The 21,614-nt window shown below is 60.8% G+C and carries 20 protein-coding genes and 1 pseudogene; 9 read left to right on the top strand and 12 right to left on the bottom strand.

Going from position 1 to position 21,614, the window contains the following annotated elements:
- Positions 1-329 precede the first annotated feature (329 nt).
- Together GV035_RS22095 and GV035_RS22090 are read right to left on the bottom strand one after the other, a co-directional pair.
- Positions 330-869 (bottom strand): hypothetical protein, encoded by a 540-nt coding sequence (locus GV035_RS22095; protein ID WP_159837070.1) that lies wholly within the window; start codon positions 867-869, stop codon positions 330-332.
- 1,076 nt (positions 870-1,945) lie between these two features.
- A complete protein-coding gene (locus GV035_RS22090; protein ID WP_159837069.1) occupies positions 1,946-2,545 on the bottom strand; it encodes a recombinase family protein in 600 nt (199 codons plus the stop codon).
- A gap of 227 nt (positions 2,546-2,772) precedes the next feature.
- Here GV035_RS22090 and GV035_RS22085 point away from each other — a divergent pair, with 227 nt between their 5' ends.
- Positions 2,773-3,606, top strand: a complete 834-nt coding sequence (locus tag GV035_RS22085; protein WP_159837068.1) for a hypothetical protein — start codon at positions 2,773-2,775, stop codon at positions 3,604-3,606.
- 883 nt (positions 3,607-4,489) lie between these two features.
- Here GV035_RS22085 and GV035_RS22080 read toward each other — a convergent pair.
- Positions 4,490-4,753, bottom strand: a complete 264-nt coding sequence (locus tag GV035_RS22080; RefSeq protein ID WP_159837067.1) for a hypothetical protein — start codon at positions 4,751-4,753, stop codon at positions 4,490-4,492.
- A 1,127-nt stretch (positions 4,754-5,880) separates the two neighbouring features.
- Between GV035_RS22080 and GV035_RS22075 the strand changes: the two genes are divergently transcribed.
- Both GV035_RS22075 and GV035_RS22070 read left to right on the top strand, forming a co-directional pair.
- Positions 5,881-6,348: a hypothetical protein gene (locus tag GV035_RS22075; protein WP_159837066.1), complete on the top strand. Its 468-nt coding sequence runs from the start codon at positions 5,881-5,883 to the stop codon at positions 6,346-6,348.
- Positions 6,349-6,400: 52 nt separating this feature from the next.
- Complete coding sequence (locus tag GV035_RS22070; protein WP_159838157.1) at positions 6,401-6,880, top strand: SHOCT domain-containing protein; 480 nt, start codon at positions 6,401-6,403, stop codon at positions 6,878-6,880.
- Between the two features lie 532 nt (positions 6,881-7,412).
- On the opposite strand, the pseudogene GV035_RS22065 reads toward GV035_RS22070, so the two are convergent.
- Positions 7,413-7,514: pseudogene (locus tag GV035_RS22065) on the bottom strand (GTPase); the annotation flags it as partial.
- Between the two features lie 200 nt (positions 7,515-7,714).
- Here GV035_RS22065 and GV035_RS22060 point away from each other — a divergent pair.
- From GV035_RS22060 to GV035_RS22045, 4 genes are all read left to right on the top strand, one after another.
- Positions 7,715-8,887 (top strand): UbiH/UbiF family hydroxylase, encoded by a 1,173-nt coding sequence (locus tag GV035_RS22060; RefSeq protein WP_159837065.1) that lies wholly within the window; start codon positions 7,715-7,717, stop codon positions 8,885-8,887.
- A gap of 76 nt (positions 8,888-8,963) precedes the next feature.
- Positions 8,964-9,695, top strand: coding sequence for a DsbC family protein (locus tag GV035_RS22055; protein ID WP_159837064.1), 732 nt, complete (start codon positions 8,964-8,966; stop codon positions 9,693-9,695).
- Between the two features lie 111 nt (positions 9,696-9,806).
- Positions 9,807-11,624, top strand: coding sequence for a M61 family metallopeptidase (locus GV035_RS22050; protein WP_159837063.1), 1,818 nt, complete (start codon positions 9,807-9,809; stop codon positions 11,622-11,624).
- A gap of 147 nt (positions 11,625-11,771) precedes the next feature.
- Positions 11,772-12,368, top strand: coding sequence for an FMN-dependent NADH-azoreductase (locus GV035_RS22045; RefSeq protein WP_159837062.1), 597 nt, complete (start codon positions 11,772-11,774; stop codon positions 12,366-12,368).
- Between the two features lie 59 nt (positions 12,369-12,427).
- On the opposite strand, the gene GV035_RS22040 is transcribed toward GV035_RS22045, so the two are convergent.
- From GV035_RS22040 to rpe, 8 genes are all read right to left on the bottom strand, one after another.
- The gene (locus GV035_RS22040; RefSeq protein WP_159837061.1) at positions 12,428-13,195 is read right to left on the bottom strand and encodes a uracil-DNA glycosylase; all 768 of its coding nucleotides are present in this window, start codon (positions 13,193-13,195) and stop codon (positions 12,428-12,430) included.
- Complete coding sequence (locus GV035_RS22035) at positions 13,192-13,845, bottom strand: CYTH domain-containing protein (protein WP_159837060.1); 654 nt, start codon at positions 13,843-13,845, stop codon at positions 13,192-13,194. The genes GV035_RS22040 and GV035_RS22035 overlap by 4 nt, the downstream gene beginning before the upstream one ends.
- Positions 13,846-13,857: 12 nt before the next feature.
- The gene (gene trpC, locus GV035_RS22030) at positions 13,858-14,643 is read right to left on the bottom strand and encodes an indole-3-glycerol phosphate synthase TrpC (RefSeq protein ID WP_159837059.1); all 786 of its coding nucleotides are present in this window, start codon (positions 14,641-14,643) and stop codon (positions 13,858-13,860) included.
- Between the two features lie 11 nt (positions 14,644-14,654).
- Positions 14,655-15,686 (bottom strand): anthranilate phosphoribosyltransferase, encoded by a 1,032-nt coding sequence (trpD, locus tag GV035_RS22025; RefSeq protein ID WP_159837058.1) that lies wholly within the window; start codon positions 15,684-15,686, stop codon positions 14,655-14,657.
- A 4-nt stretch (positions 15,687-15,690) separates the two neighbouring features.
- Complete coding sequence (locus tag GV035_RS22020; RefSeq protein WP_159837057.1) at positions 15,691-16,275, bottom strand: aminodeoxychorismate/anthranilate synthase component II; 585 nt, start codon at positions 16,273-16,275, stop codon at positions 15,691-15,693.
- A gap of 12 nt (positions 16,276-16,287) precedes the next feature.
- Positions 16,288-17,784, bottom strand: a complete 1,497-nt coding sequence (trpE, locus tag GV035_RS22015) for an anthranilate synthase component I (RefSeq protein WP_159837056.1) — start codon at positions 17,782-17,784, stop codon at positions 16,288-16,290.
- Positions 17,785-18,204: 420 nt separating this feature from the next.
- Positions 18,205-18,942 (bottom strand): phosphoglycolate phosphatase, encoded by a 738-nt coding sequence (locus GV035_RS22010; RefSeq protein WP_159837055.1) that lies wholly within the window; start codon positions 18,940-18,942, stop codon positions 18,205-18,207.
- Positions 18,939-19,628 (bottom strand): ribulose-phosphate 3-epimerase, encoded by a 690-nt coding sequence (gene rpe, locus GV035_RS22005; RefSeq protein WP_159837054.1) that lies wholly within the window; start codon positions 19,626-19,628, stop codon positions 18,939-18,941. Before rpe ends, GV035_RS22010 begins: the two co-directional genes overlap by 4 nt.
- 263 nt (positions 19,629-19,891) lie before the next feature.
- Between rpe and apaG the strand changes: the two genes are divergently transcribed.
- The gene (gene apaG / locus GV035_RS22000; protein WP_159837053.1) at positions 19,892-20,266 is read left to right on the top strand and encodes a Co2+/Mg2+ efflux protein ApaG; all 375 of its coding nucleotides are present in this window, start codon (positions 19,892-19,894) and stop codon (positions 20,264-20,266) included.
- Between the two features lie 94 nt (positions 20,267-20,360).
- The gene (gene mltA, locus GV035_RS21995; RefSeq protein ID WP_201304012.1) at positions 20,361-21,602 is read left to right on the top strand and encodes a murein transglycosylase A; all 1,242 of its coding nucleotides are present in this window, start codon (positions 20,361-20,363) and stop codon (positions 21,600-21,602) included.
- Positions 21,603-21,614 lie beyond the last annotated feature (12 nt).

Below are 21,614 nucleotides of genomic sequence, written 5' to 3'. Positions count from 1 at the left end.
TGGAGACACTAGGTATCCACGGTTTTCATGGGCTCAGTAAGAGCGCTACTATAGGAAAACTATTACCGGTTAATGAAAACGATGGATCTATAGGTGAATCTATTAGGTGAGGGCATTGTTGCATTATGAAATACAGCATTCCCGTTGAGCGGTGTCTATAAGGTGAAGACCATTGACGGATATACCAACGATAGGCTACGGCTGATAGGAAGCTGTATCAGGTTAATATGGTCGGGGTGAAAGTGTTATCTTGGTCAGCGTTAAGAGTGTGATTAGGTCGCACGCGGGCGGGAACGTAGAATAAGCCGTAAGCAATGTCTTTGGTCGGTCTATTCCCCGGATTGCTTCTGCAGCATGGTCATAAAGATTTGTACGTTCTTCTCGTCGGGTTCGCCTTCGTCACCCTTGTATCTAGGGCCTTTCCGAGCTTTCCACTCAGGCGGTACACGACATTCAAACCAAGTACGATCAACCAATATCTCTACATCATGCGTATCTCTAGCGTGTTTCTCATAGGCTCGTGCTTGACGGTCCAGGTAGCGTATAAGGTTTCTCAGGCTCTCTTCGATGGTCTGCCCGTAATCCCTCTCCATCAGCTCCATATACGCCATCTCATAAGGCGTTGGCTCAGGGTCCCAAGCTCCGCCGGGGTGACGATTAGCGGGTCTGTGGCTTCGCTCATGATCTGGATTGAAGTAGCTGCCCTTCTCCCGGTTCAATGTCTGGGGTAAGGGTCCTAGGTTAGCGAAGGTATGGAGACCAGACGCAATGTGCTTATCGCTCGCATCCTTGGCTATCTTCGCTATCAAGTGATCACCATCCTGCTTGAACTTCTCACTGCCAAACAGACCCGCATAAATCGCTTGCAAGGCCTTCTGCTCACTTCCATACCAAGCGTGCATCCGCTTCGCTGTCGTAGCCTTTCGCCAGTCCGAAGCCGCTGCTGCCTCTCTGCCCGCTCCGGGGTTCGCTTCATGCCAACCTCGTGAACTCGCAATGAGTTTCCTTCCGGTCTCAGCATCTTTCCGGCGCTTTTTGCGATTCTGGCTCTGACAGGTCGCGCATCGGGCACTGCTGGCGTGGTGCTCCCGGTTGGTACCGCATCTCTCACAGTAGGCGCGAAACCTCTTAGCGCCCCTCGTGCGGGCTCTTCTGGCCTTCTCGTTCTTGCTCAGTTCCGGCTTCATCTGCCGGTCTCCAGCGCGGACCATATAGCCGGTTCGGTTGCTCGCAGCGAGTAAGGAGTACTAATATTCACTATCGATATTTGGCGGTTCATTTCCACTTCCCGGTACGTTCGAGGTACGTTTCGAGCCCTTTCGATCGGCTCCGCGGTTATCAAGGTGGCTCAGCCTGCTCGGGCCCAGCTACCGCACATCATGCGATCTCCGCCTCGTCAAGGCATTCTTTTCGGATCAGCGATGCAGCGCAGTCTAGCAGGCCTAACTTTGCGGAGCCAATTGCGAGCAGCCGCGTGGCGGAGTCTTCTAGGATGAGCCTAGAATCCTCGTCAGGTAAGCGAGAATAGTTATTCTGGAAGCCTTGCCGGTAGGGGCTGTGGGGCCTCTTTGAAGATGGTTGTTTTTTTGCAACGTTGTTAACTAACCACGACGAGGTTACGGTCTTTCCGTCCATGGAATTGACCGCGAGGTTTCGAAGACCACCGAAACCGCCTCAGGGGACTGGTAGGTTGATCGTTCTACCAAACAATAAGAACTTGCCGATGCTGCACGCTCACAACTGTCCTCCCTGCCTTGTTCTTCTGGGGGTTAGCCTTGAGGTGCGGGGAAGCCAGCGCGCTCGGAAAGTGTCTCTTGTTGCTTGGGGCGGTCGTATTGGCTATCGGGCCAAATCTGCTTCTGAGGGCCGGGGAAAGTCCCTTCGCCTATCGAAAAGAGCTATCACCGGACCAGCTTTATATATTTTACACAGCCAAATCAATGACTTAGGCGTGCTGCTTCCGAGCTCGATTGACCGTGGCTTCCGACACCCCGAAATGGGCCACAGCCTTCATGATCGAATTCCCCGGCTCACGGCTCCAGCGGGCGATTGCCTGAAGATCATGGGTAGCGGGACGGCCAAGGCTTGCCTTCCCCCGATGGGTTCTCCCGGTGGCCTTCAGGGACTCACGCGCTATCGCCCGGCCAGCTTCGGTACGTGCTGCAATGCGGGCCTTCTCCATCTCCGCAAACTGAGCGAACAAAGCAACGATCAGCTTACCGGTTTCGCCTTCGATCAGCCCAAGGTTATGGACGTGAATCTTGACGCCCTTGGCCTGAAGATCACGTACCGTGGACTGCACATCAATGGCATCCCGGCCAAGACGATCAATCGCAAACACGTAGAGCGTATCGCCCTTGCGCAGATGGGCAGCACAGGCCGCGAATCCGGGCCGCTGAAGGGCTGGCACTGTACCGCTAACACCCTCATCGCTCCATTCTCCTTCGAAGGCTTCACCGGCATCAGGCTGCATCGCTGCTCGCTGGGATTCAATGCTCTGTTCCTTGCTGCTCACCCGGTAATACGCAAACTTGCCTGCTGCCATCGCTGCCCCCCGTTAGATCCTCTCATAAGATGGGTGAATTCTAACGGTACCATCAGAATGTCTGCAAGTGGAGTTTTGATAGTATCTACAGGGGCCTTTGGATCTACTCCCAAAACCGACACCTTCCGAGAGTAGCGGCCGTTACTGGGACGATTGGGGTAATCTGCGCTAATGTCGCCCCAAACCCATATTGCCCTGCCCTTCCACATACTCGATGCGGAGGCCCTATGCCGCTTGATGTCGACCACAGCAATGCGTTTGTCACTGCGGTTCTTGCGTTCTTGGGAGGCAGTTTTAGTGCTGCCGTATTTACGTACTTTGTGAGCCGAAAAAGGCTGAAAGTCGAAGTGGACAAGCTCACAGCCGAGACCGCTAAGTTATCGGGGGAATCCGACAAGCTAAACGCGGAGACGGCCAAATTGAAGGCTGAGACCGAGAAGCTCGTCGCGGAAACAGATGCGCTGAAAGTAGACGCTGAGAGTACAAAGCGCGAGGTGACCGAGCTTGCGACCACGGTAAACGGCCTTGCTGAAATGTCCGAACGCGTTCTGTTCGACGGGAGCGCCGATATGGACGGCTTCGCAGTAAGGGGGCAAGAAGGCCGCTTTTGGGAGGGATATGGGCCAGAGGCGCGACCAGTCAGTGCGTTAGGAAGAGGCGAGCTTCGCTTCGAGCCGGGAGGGGTGTTGAGCATCGAGCGTACAAATACGGAAGGGCGTTTCGAGCTTCTGTTCGTACAGTATTCGGTCCCGGGGTCAACAAGTTCCTTCATCCCAAAGAATGTCGCAATGGCGGGCAGACGCAAAATACACGTGCAATGTGAAGCGAAGGTACCTCACGGTCAACATACATTGCGATTTGTTACCAGAAATCCCGAGACGGGGCGTCGATTCTCCGACACCAAGAAAACCGTCAATTCGGACGCGTGGGTGCAGATTGACGCTTACTTAATATCCGACCCTACTCAAGATGTTCAAATTCGCATAGACGATGAGGAAGTGCGATCCGCTCCGAGCAGCGTTCAACTGCGAAATATCCGCATCTTCGAACGGGTGGGTTAGCGTGACTCCACGTCCGGCCGTAGTCCGCGCGTCCTAAGCTTCGGCTACGCTATTCGCGGGTGACCGTTTTAGCACATCCGAAGCAACGTCAATGGCTAGCGCAGAAAGAGCGAATACCTTGGACACCCACCGCGCCCATCTAACAACCTTGTTGCCAGACGGAGGAAGCAGAGGACTGGCGGCGCGGTGATGCCCAAGGGCTGAAGCTCTGGGGCCAAAGAAAAGGCCGCTGGTGCAAAGCGGGCTAATGAGAGATTTCCATCCCATACCGTGGACGGCACAACCACCATCACGGATTACCTGCGTCTGTAACCGGTAGACGAATGGCGGCGTGTTGCCACGCGCCAAGGGCTGAAGCTCTGGCTTTTCCTTCGAAATCTGGCTAGGAATAGACCCCCCTATCGCTCACAGGAATGCTTTCGAAAAAGCCGGTTATTGGGCCGTGTTGTTGGTTGTAGTTCGAGCTTGCGAGTGCAAGACGCGGCTGGGAAATTCCACCGACCTGGCGAACACGGGGACCGGGGGCGGGAGCGCCTAACACCTTGCGAACCGGGCCCCTAAAAGCCGCCCTAGCGGGGTTCATTACGGTGGTTGTGACTAGGGCGGTGGTAATTGCGGTGACCGCGATAATCGGCACGAGGGTCCGCACGATGGCGCTCGGCTGCGCGGTCAACTTTCTTTTCTTGGATAACGCAGTAGCAGATGTATAAGAGGATGGCCAAGACGACGAGGTCATGCATTGCGGTCCGTGCGGTGGTTTTAAGGTTATTTTGTTTTTGATCGAAGGCACACCTTTTGAGAGTAGTAGCCTCAGGTGTCAGCAGCATCAGGGCCAAGCCGCTTCCCGATGGCCTTTTGTGTACGCCTTAGCGCTCCGCGAGTCTCAATCGCAGCGTGTCAGGATTTGATTGCCGACCTGCTGTGAATAGCAGTTACGCGTCCTTTGATATCCCTGATCGTCGGTGTAGTTCTGCTGGGTGTACGCCATATCGCCGATCATCTGCGTCGTAGACGTGCTTTGGCCTTGGCCATAGTAGTTGCCGTAGTTGTTACCGCTTGGCACTGGTACGGGATTCCACTGAAGGGGAGCAGCATGTGTAGCAAAGGAAAGGAGCGACAGCGCGAAACAGGACAGGGTTTTTTTCATTGGGTTTGATCTCGGTTGTGGTGGTGCAGCCCTAATTGTAGGCGGCTGGCGGCGTGCTCCACCGCCACGGGCGGAAACCGTGGTTTTCATTCGAAGCTGGCTGGCGGAAGTACCCCCTATCGCTCCAAGGAATGACTTCAAAAAAGTCGCCTCTAGAGCCGAGTTGTTGTTGTTGAATCGCTGACGAGTGAGGACCTTTCCTGAAATTTGATCGGCTTTGGCCAAAGTGGCGGGGTGTCAGGCTGGCAGGGAACAGCAGAAACGGGGGCTATGTTTGCCGAAAGAGGGCATATGGGTAGGGCTTGGATCCTTGCACAGCTTCAACAAGGGCTTCATGGTCTTAGATTACTGGACTGCTACTTTGGCTCCGCAGGAGGAAGCGCAGACCTTCAGGGACTCATTACAACCATGCTGGGTCAGGAAGGGTGTCATGGTGAACTTCGAAATGCACTGGTTGTATCCATCGGTGCACCGGGTAGAGCAAGACTGCTCGGCATGAGTCCAATCGACGTCAGGTGCCGCACACCCTGCGAGGGCAACGGCAGCGATAAGACTGGCTAAAAGAGCTTTCATTTTGGTCCTCAATAGACGTTTTCGGCAATGCGCTTCATCGGTTAACGACACGATGAGAAGAAACTTAAGGGAATCGCGCAGTGGCTTATTAAAGTCCCAGACTATTTGTCCGTAAACGCACTGGCGACCCTTCCCGCTTGTTATGTGCCTTTCTTACACCATTCGGACTGATTCAATGAAAAGACTTGTTGCATGCGCCTTCGTGACTGCTTTGGCCGGGTGTGCCTCCACGATGGGTACCGACGGCGTTCAGCAGATTGGTCCCGATCTCTATATGATTGGTGGATTGGGAAACTTCACCGATTTCTCTGGAAGCGGCGTGAAAGCTCGCATGTTCCGAGACGCTTCGACGTTTTGTGCTAATCAGGGTCGCGTTATGTCACCGGTCGGAAGCACCGGCAAAGATTCTGGTATCGGTACTTACGCATCGGCAGAGGTCCAGTTCAGGTGTTTGCCGAGTTAAAACCTGCTAAAGACACAGAAGGGAGAAACCTGCTTTGCTCGGGGGCTTCTCCAGCGTGAAGCTTTCCAATTGCCAACCTACGCAACACGCGATGATTGAGAGCCTCGACACTGGAGCCTTTTCTCCTAGGTACCGTTTTTCAGACTGGCCCAATACCAGTATTCCGGCAGTGGGTGCAGGTGTGTACGTAATTTGGCATAACGATGCCTTCATTTACGCGGGAATGTCCGGCAGGGAAATCGAAAAAGCGAAGGTTGCGGGAAGAGCGCGATATGGACTCGTAACTCGACTGGAAAGCCACGCGTCCGGGCGACTAAGCGGCGACCAATTTTGTGTGTATGTCGCCAATCGGCTGGTCTTGCCCAGCTTGGGGCTGGATGAGTTGCGGAAGTTTGCGTCGGGGGAGAACACTCTAGACCGATTGACCAAAGCATACATCCGCCGCAATTTCGATTATCAATTTGCCGTTGTTAGTTCTAGCAGAGAAGCGTATGAATTCGAGATGAAAGTGCGATCTGGATTGATATTCGGCATAAAGCCTCTTTTGAATCCAGCATGAAACACACGGTGTCTGCTGCCGCCATCTAATCAGAAACAAAGAGTGGGTTGCTATGAGAAAAGCATATGTAAAACTGCTATTATGTGTTGCTGCGTTGTCGCTCACCGGCTGCATGGCAATGGTCTTCGGTACCGCAGATCAAATGAACAAAATCTCTGTCGGTATGACGCGGCAGGAAGTTATTCAAACATTGGGGGAGCCCAAATCAATTTCCTCTATGGCAGATCTTGAATATCTTCAGTATCGGTGGGTCAAAACGGTCATTGCGGCAGACGGAAATTTTCCCGAGGACTATTTCGTCGCGGTTAGGAATGGACGAGTTGTCAGTTTCGGCAAGAAGGGCGACTTCGATAGTACGAAGTTGACGAGTCAGCGTGTCGAAATTACTGAGTCTCCACGCGCTGCGGTCTCACGACAGCAAGCTCCCGATCTTTACACAGATCTAATAAAGTTGAAGGCACTTAAGGACGCTGGGGTCATCAGTGACGCAGAATTTCAGGCGCAGAAGACCAAGCGGCTCCAAGTCCAATGACGTCGCATGGTACCGCCTACTTGAAGAAGAGGAGCCTCTTATTCGGGGTGTGTGCGCTATTGAGTGTCGGCTGCGTCTACGTCTATTGGCAGGAGCCGTTAGCCTCGCTGATGCATGTCATTCCAATAGAGTCGGGCGGTAGGTGGGAATCGCGGTTGACGATTCTAAGGCAGCCTTGTCTTACGTCCGGGCATTCTATCGGTCACAAGGGGGTCACTGCCATGCATTACTTCCTGCCTAACGGTCTGCCGGCAGTTACCGAGAAAGGTTGGAACGATCCTCCTTCTCCAGACGTATGCACGGTCTATCTTAGAGATCAACACGCGTGGGCTATTGATTGGCGGGATGGCACCTACCACGTGATGCGAGATGACAAGCCGGACATCGATCAATAACACGGAAGCGATGGCGCACTGGAGGTATGATTAGGCGCTCATGAAAAGAGCCTCGATTTTGTTCTTGTTTTGTTGCTAGGTGTTGCCGGGGATTCACTAACCTACTGCTTCCAAAGGCAAAACCAAGCGGACCGTCAGAACGGATAATTCTCGGCGGCAATCCCCGCCTTGGTCAGTGCATTGAAAAGCGTGGACTTGCCGACGTTAGGCAAGCCGACGATGCCGCATTGGAGGCTCATGGAATCCTTCGAACTGGTGAGACGGCGCTTCGCCGCGCGGGTTTCGTCAAACGATGCGCGCCGGGCGGCGACAAGCGCGCCCGCCAGCGCGGCGGCCGCTCGGGCGGCCGGGCAAACCGCTATTGTACCGCCGGGCCGCGCCTGCGTTTTCGTCCGGCGAGCGGCAAAACCCGCGCAACCCTCGCGGCTATAATGCCCGGATGACTTCGCATCCCTTGACCTTTCACGCGGTCGTCGTCGGTGGCGGGCTCGTCGGCAAGACGGCCGCGCTCGCGCTCGCTCAGTCGGGCCGGCGTGTCGCGCTGCTCGCGCCGCCCGCGGCGGGCCTGGCCGCAGGCGCCGTGTTCGATTCGCGCATCTACGCGCTGTCGTCCAGTTCAGAGACGCTGCTCGAACGGCTGCGCGTGTGGCAGGCGCTCGATCGCTCGCGGCTCGGCCCGGTGTTCGACATGCGCGTTTTCGGCGACACGCACGCCGAGCTGCACTTCTCGGCGTTTCAGGCTTCGGTGCCGCAGCTTGCGTGGATCGTCGAATCGACGTTGATCGAACAGGCGCTCGACGCCGCGTTGCGCTTTCAGCCGAGCCTGTCGTGGTTCGAGGCGCGCGCACAGGGCATGACGATCGACGACGACGCCGCGCACGTCGTTCTTTCGAGCGGCGAGACGCTGCAGACGGATCTGATCGTCGGGGCGGACGGCGCGCATTCGTGGGTGCGCGCGCAAATGGGCGCGAAGATGCATCGCCGCGACTACCGGCAGACGGGTGTCGTCGCGAACTTCAAGGCCGAGCGGCCGCACGGCGAAACGGCCTATCAGTGGTTTCGCGATACCGAAATCATCGCGCTCCTGCCGCTTCCGGGCGATCACGTGTCGCTCGTCTGGTCGGCGCGCACCGGGCACGCGGACGAGCTGCTTGCGCTCGATCCGGCACAACTGGCCGCGAAAGTCGAAGAGGCCACGGAAAACACGCTCGGCGCGCTGGAATGCGTGACGCCCGCGCAGGGCTTCCCGCTCGGGCTGCAGACGGTGGACCGGCTCATCGCGCCGCGCGTCGCGCTCGTCGGCGATGCCGCGCATCTCATTCATCCGCTGTGCGGGCAGGGCATGAATCTCGGCCTACGCGATGTCGCCGCGCTCGCCGACGTCATCGCCAACAAGGAAGCCTTCCGCGATCTCGGCGATCCAATCCTGCTGCGCCGCTACGAGCGCGCGCGCCGGGAAGACATTCAGAAGCTGATGGTCGTGACGGACGGCATGCAGCGGCTCTTTTCGGCGCCGGGCACGTTCGCGCAGGCGGTCCGCAACACGGGCATGGCGCTCGTCGGCGCGCAGCCGCTCGCCAAACGCTGGCTGGTGTCGGCGGCGCTCGGGTGAGGCGTCAGCAGCGATCGCACTTAATCTCCACGGCGGGCGCGCACCTCACGCGTCGCCCCCACTCTCGGGAAACGGCATGAAAACCACTCTTCGCCTCGCCCTTGCCGCGGCAGCAACGCTTGCCGTGACGCTCGGACTCGGATGTTCGGCGCAGGCCGACCAAACCACGGACAAACTGAAATCGACGCTCGAATCGCGCATGGGCGAAGCGACCATCAAGAGCATCGACAAGACGCCGATACCGGGGCTCTACGAAGTGAACCTCGGCTCGCAGATCGTCTATAGCGACGCAACCGGCAACTACGTGATGATCGGCGATCTGGTCGATACGCGCAGCAACAAGAATCTGACCGAAGCGCGGCTCGCGCAAACCAACAAGATCGACTTCGCGAAGCTGCCGTTCGAGAACGCGGTGAAGGTCGTCAAAGGCAACGGCAGCCGCAAGATCGCCGTGTTCTCCGATCCGAACTGTCCGTATTGCAAGCAGCTGGAATCGTCGCTGAAGTCCATCGACAACGTGACCGTCTACACGTTCCTCTATCCGGTGCTGTCGCCGGATTCGACGGAGAAATCAAAGTCGATCTGGTGCTCGAAGGACCGCGCGATGAGCTGGGAAAGCTGGATGCTCGACCGCAAGCCGCCGACCACCGCCGGCACGTGCGACACCGCCGCGATCGACAAGAACCTGAAGCTCGGCCACGCGATGAACGTCTCCGGCACGCCGACCGTGTTCCTCGCGGACGGACGCCGTCTGCCGGGCGCAGTGCCCGCCGACCGGCTGGAGAAGGAAATCTCGGCCGCGCACTGAGCACGGCCCGATCAGGCAAGGGAGGCGCGAGAGCGCCTCCTTTCTTTTTACGGCTCGCCGTTGCGCACGACGCGCAATGAAGCAACGCCCAGAACAAGAACAAGGACGCATATGGCAACGAGTTCAGTCACGCAACCGGTGCGCTACAGCATTGGTCCGAAGAACCCGGCGGCGCATCTGTTCGAAGTGACGCTGACCGTCGCGCAGCCGGACCCGGCCGGGCAGCGATTCCTGCTGCCAGTGTGGATTCCGGGCAGCTACATGATCCGCGAATTCGCGCGCAACATCGTGACGTTGCAGGCGTTCAACGCGGCGGGCCGGCGCGTCGCCATCGAGAAGACCGACAAGCACGCGTGGCAAGCCGCGCCGCTCGACGGCCCGCTCACGCTGCGCTACGAAGTCTATGCGTGGGACATGTCGGTGCGCGCCGCGCATCTCGACGATACGGTCGGCTTCTTCAACGGCACGAGCGTCTTTCTGGCGGTGGAAGGGCAGGCGGGCGCACCTTGCCTGGTCGATATTCAACCGCCGCCGGGCGGCGCGCACCGCAACTGGCGCGTCGCGACGGCGCTTGCCGAATCGCGCGGGACGAAACGCTACGCTTTCGGCAGCTACGAAGCGGCGAACTACGACGAACTGGTCGATCATCCCGTCACGCTCGGCGAATTCGCGCTCGGCAACTTCACCGCGCACGGCGTCAAGCATGACATCGTGATCGCGGGGCGCGTCGTCGCGCTCGACATGCAGCGGCTCGCCGCCGACCTGAAGCGCGTGTGCGAAGCGCAGATCGCGTTTTTCGAACCGCGCACGAAAAAAGCGCCGATGGACCGCTACGTGTTCATGACCGTCGCCGTCAGCGATGGTTACGGCGGGCTGGAGCATCGCGCTTCGACGGCGCTGATCTGCAATCGCACCGACCTTCCGGTGCAGGGCCGCCCGGAAATGACGGACGGCTATCGCACGTACCTGGGCTTGTGCAGCCACGAGTACTTCCATACGTGGAACGTGAAGCGCATCAAGCCGGCGGCGTTCGCGCCCTACGATCTGTCGCAGGAAAATTACACGTCGCTGCTGTGGCTCTTCGAGGGCTTCACGTCCTATTACGATGACCTCATGCTGGTGCGCAGCGGGCTCATCAGCGCGGGCGACTATTTCTCGCTGCTCGGCAAGACCATCGGCGGCGTGCTGCGCGGCAGCGGCCGGCTGAAGCAATCGGTCGCGCAGAGTTCGTTCGATGCGTGGGTCAAGTACTACCGCGCCGACGAGAACGCGCCCAACGCCATCGTCAGCTATTACCAGAAGGGATCGCTGCTCGCGCTGGCGTTCGATTTGTCGATTCGCGCGCAGACGGACAACCGCAAGTCGCTGGATGACGTCATGCGGCTGCTGTGGCAGCGATACGGCCGCGATTTCTACACCGGCAAGCCGCGCGGCATCCGCGAAGAAGACGTCGAGGCGCTTTTCGCGGAGGCGACCGGCGCCGATCTGCGCGCGCTCTTTCGCGATGGCGTGCGCGGCACGCGCGACTTGCCGCTCGACGCGCTGTTCGAGCCGTTCGGCATTGCACTCGCGCCCGACATGCCGACCAACGGCACGGCCGGTAAGCCGTCGCTCGGGGCGCGCGTGCGCGGCGGCGCCGAGTCGACGCTCGCGGTCGTCCACGACGGCGGCGCGGCGCAGAAGGCGGGACTGTCGGCGGGCGACGTGCTCGTGGCCATCGACGGGTTGCGCGTCACTGGATCGAATCTCGACGCGCTGCTGTCGCGCTATCTGCCGGGCGCGAGAATCGAGGTCCACACGTTCCGCCGCGACGAACTGCGCCGCACGGAAGTTCGGCTCGACGCGCCGGAAGTGTCGCGATACGTGCTGACCGCGATGGATGGCCGCGGTCCGTCGAAGCAGTGGCGCGAACGCTGGCTGAAAGCTTGAAAGAACGCAGCGGACGTCGGAGGATTGTTCTACGGGTGCAACGATCCTTCACGGCCGCGCGGCTTTTTCCCGGACGTCGAAAAACGAACAATGCTTCCTAACGCGGGTGCGCTCAGTGCCCGCTCCTCAATCAGGAAGGAAGCCATCATGACGACGATTCTGCAAATCAATTCCGCCGCGCGTTCGCAAGGCGCTCAGTCGACGCTGCTCGCCGACGAACTCACCGCGAAGCTGCAACAAGGCAATCCGGGCGCGAAGGTCGTCGTCCGCCATCTGCTCGCCGACAACCTGCCGCACCTCGACGACGCCACGCTGGGCGCGTTTTTCACGCCCGCCGACAAGCGCACGCCCGAGCAAGCCGCCATCGACGCGAAGAGCATGGCGCTGATCGACGAATTGCAAGCGGCGGATATCGTCGTGATCGCGGCGCCGCTCTATAACTTCGGCATTTCGTCGCAGCTAAAGGCGTATTTCGACCAGATCGCGCGGGCCGGCATCACGTTCCGCTACACCGCGAATGGTCCGGAAGGTCTCGTGAAAGGCAAGAAGGTGTTCGTGGTGTCGGCGCGCGGCGGCAAGTATGTGGGCACGCCGCACGACTCGCAGACGCCGTATCTGCAATCGTTCCTCGGTTTCCTCGGCATGACCGATGTCAGCTTCATCTATGCCGAAGGCCTGAACATGGGCGCGGACGTGGCCGGCACGGCGCTGGCGCAAGCGCGCGAGGCCATCGCCGCGCTGTAAGCGAATTTTCGAGCCGTCGATCGTAAAACCCGCTGCGTCGTCCGATGCAGCGGGTTTTTTCATGCAGCCGGCAAGCGCCAGTCGATCGGCTCTCGTCCGTGTTCGACGAGATACGCATTCGCGCGCGCGAAGTGCCCGCAGCCGAAAAACCCTCGATGCGCGGAGAGCGGCGACGGATGCGGCGCTTCCAGCACGCAATGCGCCTTGCCGGTGCCCTCGATCAACCCGCGCTTGGCCTGCGCGTGCGCGCCCCACAGCATGAACACGAGGCCGTCGTGCCGAAGCGCCATCTCGTGGATGAGCGTATCCGTGCATTGCTCCCAGCCGCGCTTTGCGTGACTGCCCGCCTTGTCGCGCTCGACGGTCAACGACGTGTTCAAGAGCAATACGCCTTGCTTCGCCCAGGTATCGAGGCAACCGTGCGACGGCGCAGTGAAGCCGAGACTCGCCTGAATTTCCTTGAAGATGTTGCGCAGCGACGGCGGCGGGCGGACCGGCGCGGGCACCGAAAACGCGAGGCCGTGCGCTTGCGGCGCGCCCTTGTCCTCGCCGTGGTACGGGTCCTGGCCGAGAATGATGACTTTGACGTCGCCGGGGCGCGTCAGACGCAGCGCGCGAAATACGTCGGCGGGATAGACGGTCTTGCCGGCGGCGCGCTCCGCATCCACGAACGCGCAGAGCGCCGCAAACCGCGGGCTTTCGATGAACGGCATCAGATGCCGGCGCCAGTCGGCGGGCAGTGCGTCGAACTGGCTTTCGAGCGTTGTGAACGCGGGCGCGATTACCGCGCTTTCCGGCGCTTCAAAAAGGGAAGACTGGCGATTCATGCTTCGGCGTCTTGAATACTGCTTTGCGGCCGCTCGCGCAGCCGATAGCCGCGCTGCGCCTTGCTCAGATCCTCGGGGTCGAGCTCCGGAAACGCGCCGCGCACTTCGGCGGAAAGCATTTCCAGCGCGCGTTCGTCGCCGGACTTGAGCTCGAATTCGAGTTCGCTGATTTCCGCGCGACGCGTTTCGCCGTCGACTTCCGCCGTCACTTCGCCGAGATCGAGCGCCACTTCGATCTTCGCGCCCTCGCACTCCACGTCCCACACGATGCGCCGGTAATCCGTGCGAAACAGAGCGATCAGTTCCGGCGCGGCGGCTTTCAGCGCCTCGCGGGCGGGTTCGTCGTCGCAGGCGTCGAGGAGCGCGTCTATTTCGAGCGCCTCGCCTTTCACCGGCATCTCCCATTCGTGACGGCTATGCATGCCCGCCCGGGATTCGCCGAGCGTCTTGTAGGTTTGCAGCCATTCGTCCGGCGCGCGGCGCAGGCGCAGTGCGGCCTTGGCCTCGGCAAGCGCGAGCGTCGGCGTGTCGAAGTACACGTTGCCGAGGTCGAACGGCTTGCCCGCGCCGGCGCGCTCGTCAAAGAAACGCGCCACGTCGTCATGTTGCGACGGCGGCAGCGCCAGCTTGATCTCGCGTTCGATTCCCACGATGCGGTCCGGTTAGAAAAACATGCGGGCGAGTTCAGTGCCCGGGTCGTCGGCACGCATGAACGCCTCGCCGACGAGGAAGGTGTCCACGCGCATGGCGCGCAGCCGTTCGACATCGAGACGCGACAGGATGCCCGATTCCGTCACCACGATACGGTCGTCCGGCACGGATTCGAGCATGCCGATAGTCGTGTCGATGGTCGTCTGGAATGTGCGCAGATTGCGATTGTTGATGCCGATGAGCGGCGTCTCGAGCGTGAGCGCGTCGCGCAGTTCGTCGGCGTCGTGGACTTCGACGAGCACCGCGAGACCGAGCGAATGCGCGTACGCTTCCAGATCCTGCATCTGCGAGAGTTCCAGTGCTGCTGCGATGAGCAAGATGCAGTCCGCGCCCATCGCGCGCGCTTCGATCACCTGGTAAGGATCGACGATGAAGTCCTTGCGCAGCACCGGCAGGCTGCACGCGGCGCGCGCTTCTTCCAGATACGCGACGCTGCCCTTGAAGAACTGCACGTCGGTGAGCACGGAGAGGCACGCGGCGCCGCCTTTTTCGTACGAACGGGCGATCTCGGCAGGCACGAAGTCTTCGCGCAGCACGCCTTTCGACGGGCTCGCCTTCTTCACTTCCGCGATCACTGCCGCTTGTCCGGCGGCGTGCTTCGCGCGCAATGCGCCGACGAAATCGCGCAGATCGCGCGCGCTCGCTTCGAGCTTCAGCTCTTCGAGCGGCGCGCTCTGTTCGGCGGCGCGGACTTCCTCGCGCTTGACCGCGATGATGCGGTCGAGAATGTCGCTCATGATGGATTCCGTTATTTGGTGAATTGCTGCGTGAAGCGTACCAAGGCCTCGACCTTCTCGCGCGCCGCGCCGTTCTCGATCGCTTCGCGTGCGGCCGCCATGCCCTCGGCGATCGAGTCGTAGACGTCAGCGGCATAGAGCGCCGCGCCCGCGTTAAGTATGACGATCTCGCGCGCGACTCCCGCCTTGTTGTTCAGCGCGCCGAGGAGCATGGCCTTCGACTCCTGCGCGTCCTGCACTTTCAGCGAGCGGTTCGAGACCATCTGCAAGCCGAAGTCTTCCGGATGGATTTCGTACTCGCGCACTTCGCCGTTTCTCAGTTCGCCGACTTTCGTCGCCGCGCCGAGCGACACTTCGTCCATGCCGTCCTTGCCGTGCACGACGAGCACGTGCTTCGCTCCTAGCCGCTGCATCACGCGAACCTGAATGCCGACGAGGTCTTCGTGGAACACGCCCTGAAGCTGATTGGGCGCGCTCGCCGGATTGGTCAGCGGCCCGAGAATATTGAAGATGGTGCGTACGCCGAGTTCGCGCCGCACGGCCGCAATGTTCTTCATGGCCGGATGATGGTTCGGCGCGAACATGAAGCCCATGCCCGTTTCGGCAATGGAGGCGGCCACTTGTTCCGGCGTCAGGTCGATGTTGACGCCCAGTGCTTCGAGCACGTCCGCGCTGCCCGACTTGCTCGACACGCCCCGGTTGCCGTGCTTCGCGACTTTCGCGCCGGCTGCGGCCGTGACGAACATCGACGTCGTGGAGATGTTGAAGGTATGCGAGCCGTCGCCGCCCGTGCCGACGATATCGACGAAATTGGAGTTGTCCGCCACATCGACGTGATTCGCGAACTCGCGCATGACGGTCGCCGCCGCCGCGATCTCGCCGATGGTTTCCTTCTTCACGCGCAAGCCGGTGATGATCGCGGCGGCCATGACGGGCGACAACTCGGCGCGCATGATCTGGCGCATGAGATGCAGCATTTCGTCGTGGAAGATCTCGCGGTGCTCGATGGTGCGTTGCAGGGCTTCTTGGGGAGTGATCGTCATGTTCTCAGGCCCGCTTGCCGGACGCCGTGTTTTTCACGAAGTTTTCGAGCAGCGCGTGGCCGTGCTCGGACAGAATGGATTCCGGATGGAACTGCACGCCTTCCACGGCAAGTTCCTTGTGGCGCACGCCCATGATTTCGCCGTCAGCCGTCCACGCTGATACTTCGAGGCAGTCAGGCAAGGACTCGCGCTCGATGGCGAGCGAGTGATAGCGCGTGACGTTGAAGTGTTTGGGTAAGTCGGAGAACACGCCCTTGCAGTCCGTCTCGATCTGGCTCACCTTGCCGTGCATGATGGTCTGCGCGCGCACGACGCGCCCGCCGAACGCCTCGCCGATTGCCTGATGGCCGAGACAGACCCCGAGAATCGGCAGCTTGCCGGAAAATTCGCGCAGCACGTCGAGCGTGATGCCCGCGTGCTGCGGGTTGCTCGGGCCCGGCGAAAGGCAGATGCGCTCGGGTTGCAGTTCCGCGATCTGGTCGAGCGTGATTTCGTCGTTGCGATACGTGCGCACGTCCTCGCCGAGTTCGCCGAAGTACTGGACCAGGTTATAGGTGAACGAATCGTAGTTGTCGATCATCAGCAGCATGGTCTTGTCTCCTCAGAAGTCGCTGTCGAGGCCGTCTTGCACTTGCTCGGCCGCGCGCAACACGGCGCGCGCCTTGTTCTCCGTCTCTTGCCATTCGGATTCGGGCACGCTGTCCGCAACGACGCCCGCCGCTGCCTGCACATACAGGTTGCCCTTGTGAATGAGACCCGTGCGAATGGCGATGGCGAGGTCCATCTCGCCGCTGAACGACAGATAGCCGACCGCGCCGCCGTACAGCCCGCGCTTCACGGGCTCCAGTTCGTCGATCAGTTCCATCGCGCGGACCTTCGGCGCGCCCGAAAGCGTGCCCGCAGGAAAGGTCGCGCGCAGCACGTCGAAGTTGTTCATCCCCGGCTTCAATCGACCTTCGACCGAACTCACGATGTGCTGCACGTGCGAGTACTTTTCGATGATCATCTTGTCCGTCACCGCGACGGAGCCCGTCTCCGCGATACGGCCGACGTCGTTGCGCGCGAGGTCGATCAGCATCACGTGCTCGGCGACTTCCTTCGGATCGTTCAGCAATTCGGTGGCGAGTTCGGCGTCGCGCTCGGGCGTATTGCCGCGCGGCCGCGTGCCGGCGAGCGGACGAATGGTCACGATACGGTCCTCGGCGCGCTTTTCCTGACGCACGAGAATCTCGGGCGATGCGCCGACCACGTGAACATCGCCGCCGAAGTTGTAGTAGTACATGTACGGCGACGGATTCAAAGACCGCAACGCGCGATACAGCGATAGCGGATTGTCGCGGAACGGCTTGGTCAGGCGCTGGCCGACCTGTACCTGCATCAGCTCGCCCGCCGCGATGTACTCTTTCGCGCGCCGGACGGCGTTCAGATAGTCCTCTTTCGCGAACTCGCGATACGTCTCCGTGCGCACGCTCGCCGATGTCACCGGCGGCTGGACCGTGGCGCGCAGACGGCCGCGCAACTCGCGCAGACGATGCTTGGCTTTCGCATAGGCTTCGGGTTTCGTCGGGTCGGCATAGACGATCAGGTAGAGCTTGCCTGCGAGATTGTCGATGACCGCGACTTCCTCCGTCAGCAGCAACTGGATGTCGGGCAGGTTCAGATCGTCGCGCGGGGCCGTGCCGGCGAGCTTCTTTTCGATATAGCGAACCGCGTCGTATCCGAAATAACCGGCGAGGCCGCCGCAGAAGCGCGGCAGGCCGGGGCGCAGCGCCACTTTGAAGCGTTTCTGGAAGCGTTCGATGAACGCCAGCGGATCGCCTTCGTCGGTTTCCGTGACGTTGCCGTCCGTGACGACTTGCGATACGCCGTTCTGCACACGCACCGTCGTGCGGGCCGGCAAGCCGATGAACGAATAGCGCCCGAAACGCTCGCCGCCGACGACCGATTCCAGCAGGAAGGAGTTCGCGCCATTGCGCTCGCTTTGGGCGAGCTTGAGATAAAGCGAGAGTGGCGTTTCGAGGTCGGCGAGGGCTTCGGCGATCAGCGGAATGCGGTTGTAGCCTTCGTTCGCCAGCGATTGGAATTCGAGTTCGGTCATCTTGCGGTCCTTGAGCGACGCGCGTTCCTTATATCGGAGTACGGCGTCGGGAGGTGCTTAAGGCGCTGCGAGCGGCGTGTTTGCCGGATGATCGGTCGATGCGGTTGTCCCGCGGCATCGAATGAATCCGATGCAACTCGGGCGGCTTGCGCGGCAAGCGGGCCTTGCGCGGCGGCGTGCGCAACGCATGACGCTGCATGCCGAAGCAAGGCTCGATGTACGACCAATCAACGGAAACGGCGCGGGAATGCGCAGCGAAACAAAAAACGGTTGCTGAAGCGGACGAAGCGAGTTGGAACGCAACGCAAGGTGGCTTCAGCGTACCTCGGGCGAGGTTAGCGCGACCAGCGACGCCAGGGCCAGGCTCCCCGGTCGATGCTGCTCAGACTCCGTTTTCTGTTGAGAAACATGAGAGATGGACTATTCAGTCAGTGTGGTATTCGGCGGCGCGAGTGTCGCGGCGATTGCAGAAGCCGCTGCGCGCAGCGTGGAAACTATACCATCGGACTTCACCGATTGCACGGCTTTCCCATGGTTGTAACCGTAGGGCACCGTGAGGGTCGCCATGCCGGCGGCGCGGCCTGCGAGCGCGTCGTTTTCGGAATCGCCGACCGCCACTGTCTCGCGCGGCAGCACGTCGAGCCGCTCGCACGCGGTGAGCATCGGCAGCGGGTCGGGCTTCTTCAGCGGCACGGAATCGCCGCCGAGAACGACCTTGAAGTACTGCGCGATGCCGAAGTGCGACAGCAATTCCACCGCGAAGCGATGCGGCTTGTTGGTCACGCACGCGAGCGCGATGCCCAGGTCGCGCATGGCCTCCAGTCCTTCCTCCACTTCGGGGAAGAGCGTCGAATGCTTGCCGTTGATCTTCGCGTATTCGCTCTGGTAAGTGGCGAGGGCGTCGTCGAACTGGGCGGTGGCCTGCGGGTGCGGCAGGCGCGCGGCAAGCACGCTGCGGATCAGGTTCTCGGAACCCTTGCCGATGTAACCCACGACTTCCTCGCGCGAGACAGGCTTCTCAATGCCGACGCGCGCGAGCATGCCGTTGAGCGCGGCGACGAAGTCGTCGGCGGTATCGACCATGGTGCCGTCGAGGTCGATGATCGCGGCGCGAATGGGCCGGTTCGTGAAGGCGGGCGGCGCGCTGGCTTCACTCATTGCTGCGCTCCCGATTTCGCTAGTTCAGCGCGCATGGCGTCGATGACCTGCTTGTAATCGTGCTTGCCGAAAATCGCCGAGCCGGCGACGAAGGTGTCCGCACCGGCTGCGGCGATTTCCGCGATGTTGTCGACCTTCACGCCACCGTCGATTTCCAGATGGATTTCGCGGCCCGTGCGCTCGCGGTACGCGTCGATGCGGCTGCGCGCCTCGCGCAACTTGTTCAGTGCTTCGGGGATGAACGACTGGCCGCCGAAGCCCGGATTCACCGACATGATGAGCACGAGGTCGAGCCGGTCCATCACGTGATCCAGATAATTGAGCGGCGTCGCGGGATTGAACACGAGACCGGCCTTGCAGCCGTGGTCGCGAATCAGCGAAAGCGTGCGGTCGATGTGGTCCGAACCTTCCGGGTGAAAGCTGATCACATTTGCGCCGGCTTTCGCGAAATCGGGCACGATGCGATCCACCGGCCGAACCATCAAATGCACGTCGATGGGCACTTCCGTGTGCGGGCGAATGGCTTCGCACACCATGGGGCCGATCGTGAGATTCGGCACGTAATGGTTGTCCATCACGTCGAAGTGAATCCAGTCGGCTCCGGCAGCGACGACGTTGCGGACTTCTTCGCCGAGCCGGGAAAAATCGGCGGAAAGAATGCTGGGAGCGATGTGAAATTGCGCCATGGACGTATCCGGTTTGCGGCCGCGGGGACCAGGAGGCTCGATTCGCGCGGCCAAGCGTGCAGCCGACGGTGTGAAGCGTGATTTTAACCCGCGTTTTCGCTGGCGTAAGTCGGCCGAACGGCCAGCTTGACGGCGCAGAATGGTCTCGGCCAGCCTGTTTCCGTGTTGCGGGCGCGGGCTGCATCAAGCAGAATGCCTGACCAGTAGCGGCGCACCCGCGCGCTGTTTTTCGCAGCGCAGCGATGAATTGACTTGGAACGACGATGAGCCAGTACGAATTCACCGTGTCCGTCGAGACGCGATATCTTCCCGAGCAGTCCGACCCGGACAACCGCCAATACGCTTTCGCCTACACGCTGACGATCCGCAATACAGGCCAGGTGACGGCTCAATTGATTGCGCGCCACTGGATCATCACCGACAGCGAGAATCACGTGCAGGAAGTGAAGGGGCTGGGCGTGATCGGGCAGCAGCCGCTGCTTGCGCCGGGCGCGCAGTTCGAATATACGAGCTGGGCCGTGATCGCGACGCCGGTCGGCACCATGCGCGGCGAGTATTTCTGCGTGGCCGACGACGGCGAACGCTTCGAAGCGCCCATCGCGGAGTTTGCTTTGCACGTGCCGCGCACGCTGCACTGAGTCCGGGCGCGCGGCCAAGCGCAATCAGCGGCGTTTGGCCGGGTCGTTCGCGCGGTTCTGGTGTTTCTTCTTACCCGAAGCCGTCCACGCGACGATGAAAATCAGTAGTCCAAGCGCCACGAGCGCCTCGAGCGCGAAGATCAGCATTGGATATTCGTCGAACAGATCAGACATGGCGGTTCCCATCAAGAACGAGCATTGTATGCGGTTAGCGCCACGCGCCGCACGAGGAGCGGCCTGGGCCGCGTCGATTGCAACGGCTGTGCTGCTCGCCTCGTGCGGCGGCGGCAGTTACGTGAAACCGGGGCCGGGCACGGCAGGCGGCACGCCTATCACCACGGGCCAGCGCGCGTCCTCGCGGCTGACCGCTGTGAGCTGGCAGCAGGTTCCCGGCTGGCAGGACGACACGTTGATAGGAGCGACCGCCGCGCTGCGGCAGAACTGCAGCCGATTGGCGCGCCAGCCCGGCTGGCAGAAGGCGTGTGCGGCAGCGCAAACTCTCGACGACCTCGACATGTCGGCGGCGCGTAACTTCTTCGAGACGTATTTCACGCCGTTTCAGCTAGCCAATACCGATGGCACGGTGGACGGCCTCGTGACCGGCTACTACGAACCGCTGCTGCGCGGTTCGCGCACGCGCCACGGTCCGTATCAGTACGCGCTGTATCGCTGGCCGTATCGCTATAAGCCGGGTTCCGCGCTGCCGGCGCGCGCGCAGCTCGAACGCTCGGGCGCGTTGAACGGCAACGAACTCGTGTGGGTGGACGACCCGATCGAAGCGTTCTTTCTGCAAGTGCAGGGATCGGGGCGCATCGTGATGGAAGACGGCAGCGTCATGCGCGTGGGTTTCGGCGGGACGAACAACCAGCCGTACCGGTCCATCGGCAAGGAACTGCTCGATCGCGGCGAACTCACGCCCGCGCAGGCGACCATGCAGGGCATCAAGGCCTGGGCGAAGGCGAATCCGGCGCGCGTCGATGCGCTGCTCGACGTGAACCCGCGCTTCGTGTTTTTCCGCGAGATGCCCGCGAACGACGTGATGCCCGCGAGCCTGGGCGATGGCCCCGTCGGCGCGCTCGGCGTGCCGCTCACGCCCGAACGTTCGATCGCCGTCGATCCCTCCGCGATTCCGCTCGGCACGCCCGTTTTCCTGCAAACCACGCGGCCGCTCAGTAATCAGCCGATGAACCGCCTCGTGTTCGCGCAGGACACGGGCACGGCGATCAAAGGCGGCGTGCGCGCCGACTACTTCTGGGGCCTCGGCGACAACGCCGGCGATCTAGCCGGACGCATGAAGCAGGGCGGCCGGATGTGGTTGCTGATGCCGAATTCCTGATTCGGCGTGGCC

The sequence above is a fragment of the Burkholderia sp. 8Y genome (genome assembly GCF_902506145.1).
Taxonomy (GTDB): Bacteria; Pseudomonadota; Gammaproteobacteria; order Burkholderiales; family Burkholderiaceae; genus Caballeronia.
Note: the sequence above shows the minus strand (reverse complement) of the source record. Positions and strands in the feature narration are given on the sequence as shown.

Bases quoted from the DNA above. Each gene is read 5' to 3' on its own strand.
- GV035_RS22010 (WP_159837055.1), bottom strand. From the start codon at position 18,942: ATGAGTGAAGCCAGCGCGCCGCCCGCCTTCACGAACCGGCCCATTCGC.
- GV035_RS22055 (WP_159837064.1), top strand. From the start codon at position 8,964: ATGAAAACCACTCTTCGCCTCGCCCTTGCCGCGGCAGCAACGCTTGCC.
- GV035_RS22020 (WP_159837057.1), bottom strand. From the start codon at position 16,275: ATGCTGCTGATGATCGACAACTACGATTCGTTCACCTATAACCTGGTC.
- GV035_RS22050 (WP_159837063.1), top strand. From the start codon at position 9,807: ATGGCAACGAGTTCAGTCACGCAACCGGTGCGCTACAGCATTGGTCCG.
- GV035_RS22090 (WP_159837069.1), bottom strand. From the start codon at position 2,545: ATGGCAGCAGGCAAGTTTGCGTATTACCGGGTGAGCAGCAAGGAACAG.
- trpD (WP_159837058.1), bottom strand. From the start codon at position 15,686: ATGACGATCACTCCCCAAGAAGCCCTGCAACGCACCATCGAGCACCGC.
- GV035_RS22080 (WP_159837067.1), bottom strand. From the start codon at position 4,753: ATGAAAAAAACCCTGTCCTGTTTCGCGCTGTCGCTCCTTTCCTTTGCT.
- GV035_RS22070 (WP_159838157.1), top strand. From the start codon at position 6,401: ATGAGAAAAGCATATGTAAAACTGCTATTATGTGTTGCTGCGTTGTCG.
- GV035_RS22045 (WP_159837062.1), top strand. From the start codon at position 11,772: ATGACGACGATTCTGCAAATCAATTCCGCCGCGCGTTCGCAAGGCGCT.
- GV035_RS22040 (WP_159837061.1), bottom strand. From the start codon at position 13,195: ATGAATCGCCAGTCTTCCCTTTTTGAAGCGCCGGAAAGCGCGGTAATC.
- rpe (WP_159837054.1), bottom strand. From the start codon at position 19,628: ATGGCGCAATTTCACATCGCTCCCAGCATTCTTTCCGCCGATTTTTCC.
- GV035_RS22085 (WP_159837068.1), top strand. From the start codon at position 2,773: ATGCCGCTTGATGTCGACCACAGCAATGCGTTTGTCACTGCGGTTCTT.
- trpC (WP_159837059.1), bottom strand. From the start codon at position 14,643: ATGAGCGACATTCTCGACCGCATCATCGCGGTCAAGCGCGAGGAAGTC.
- apaG (WP_159837053.1), top strand. From the start codon at position 19,892: ATGAGCCAGTACGAATTCACCGTGTCCGTCGAGACGCGATATCTTCCC.
- mltA (WP_201304012.1), top strand. From the start codon at position 20,361: ATGAAAATCAGTAGTCCAAGCGCCACGAGCGCCTCGAGCGCGAAGATC.
- GV035_RS22060 (WP_159837065.1), top strand. From the start codon at position 7,715: ATGACTTCGCATCCCTTGACCTTTCACGCGGTCGTCGTCGGTGGCGGG.
- trpE (WP_159837056.1), bottom strand. From the start codon at position 17,784: ATGACCGAACTCGAATTCCAATCGCTGGCGAACGAAGGCTACAACCGC.
- GV035_RS22075 (WP_159837066.1), top strand. From the start codon at position 5,881: ATGATTGAGAGCCTCGACACTGGAGCCTTTTCTCCTAGGTACCGTTTT.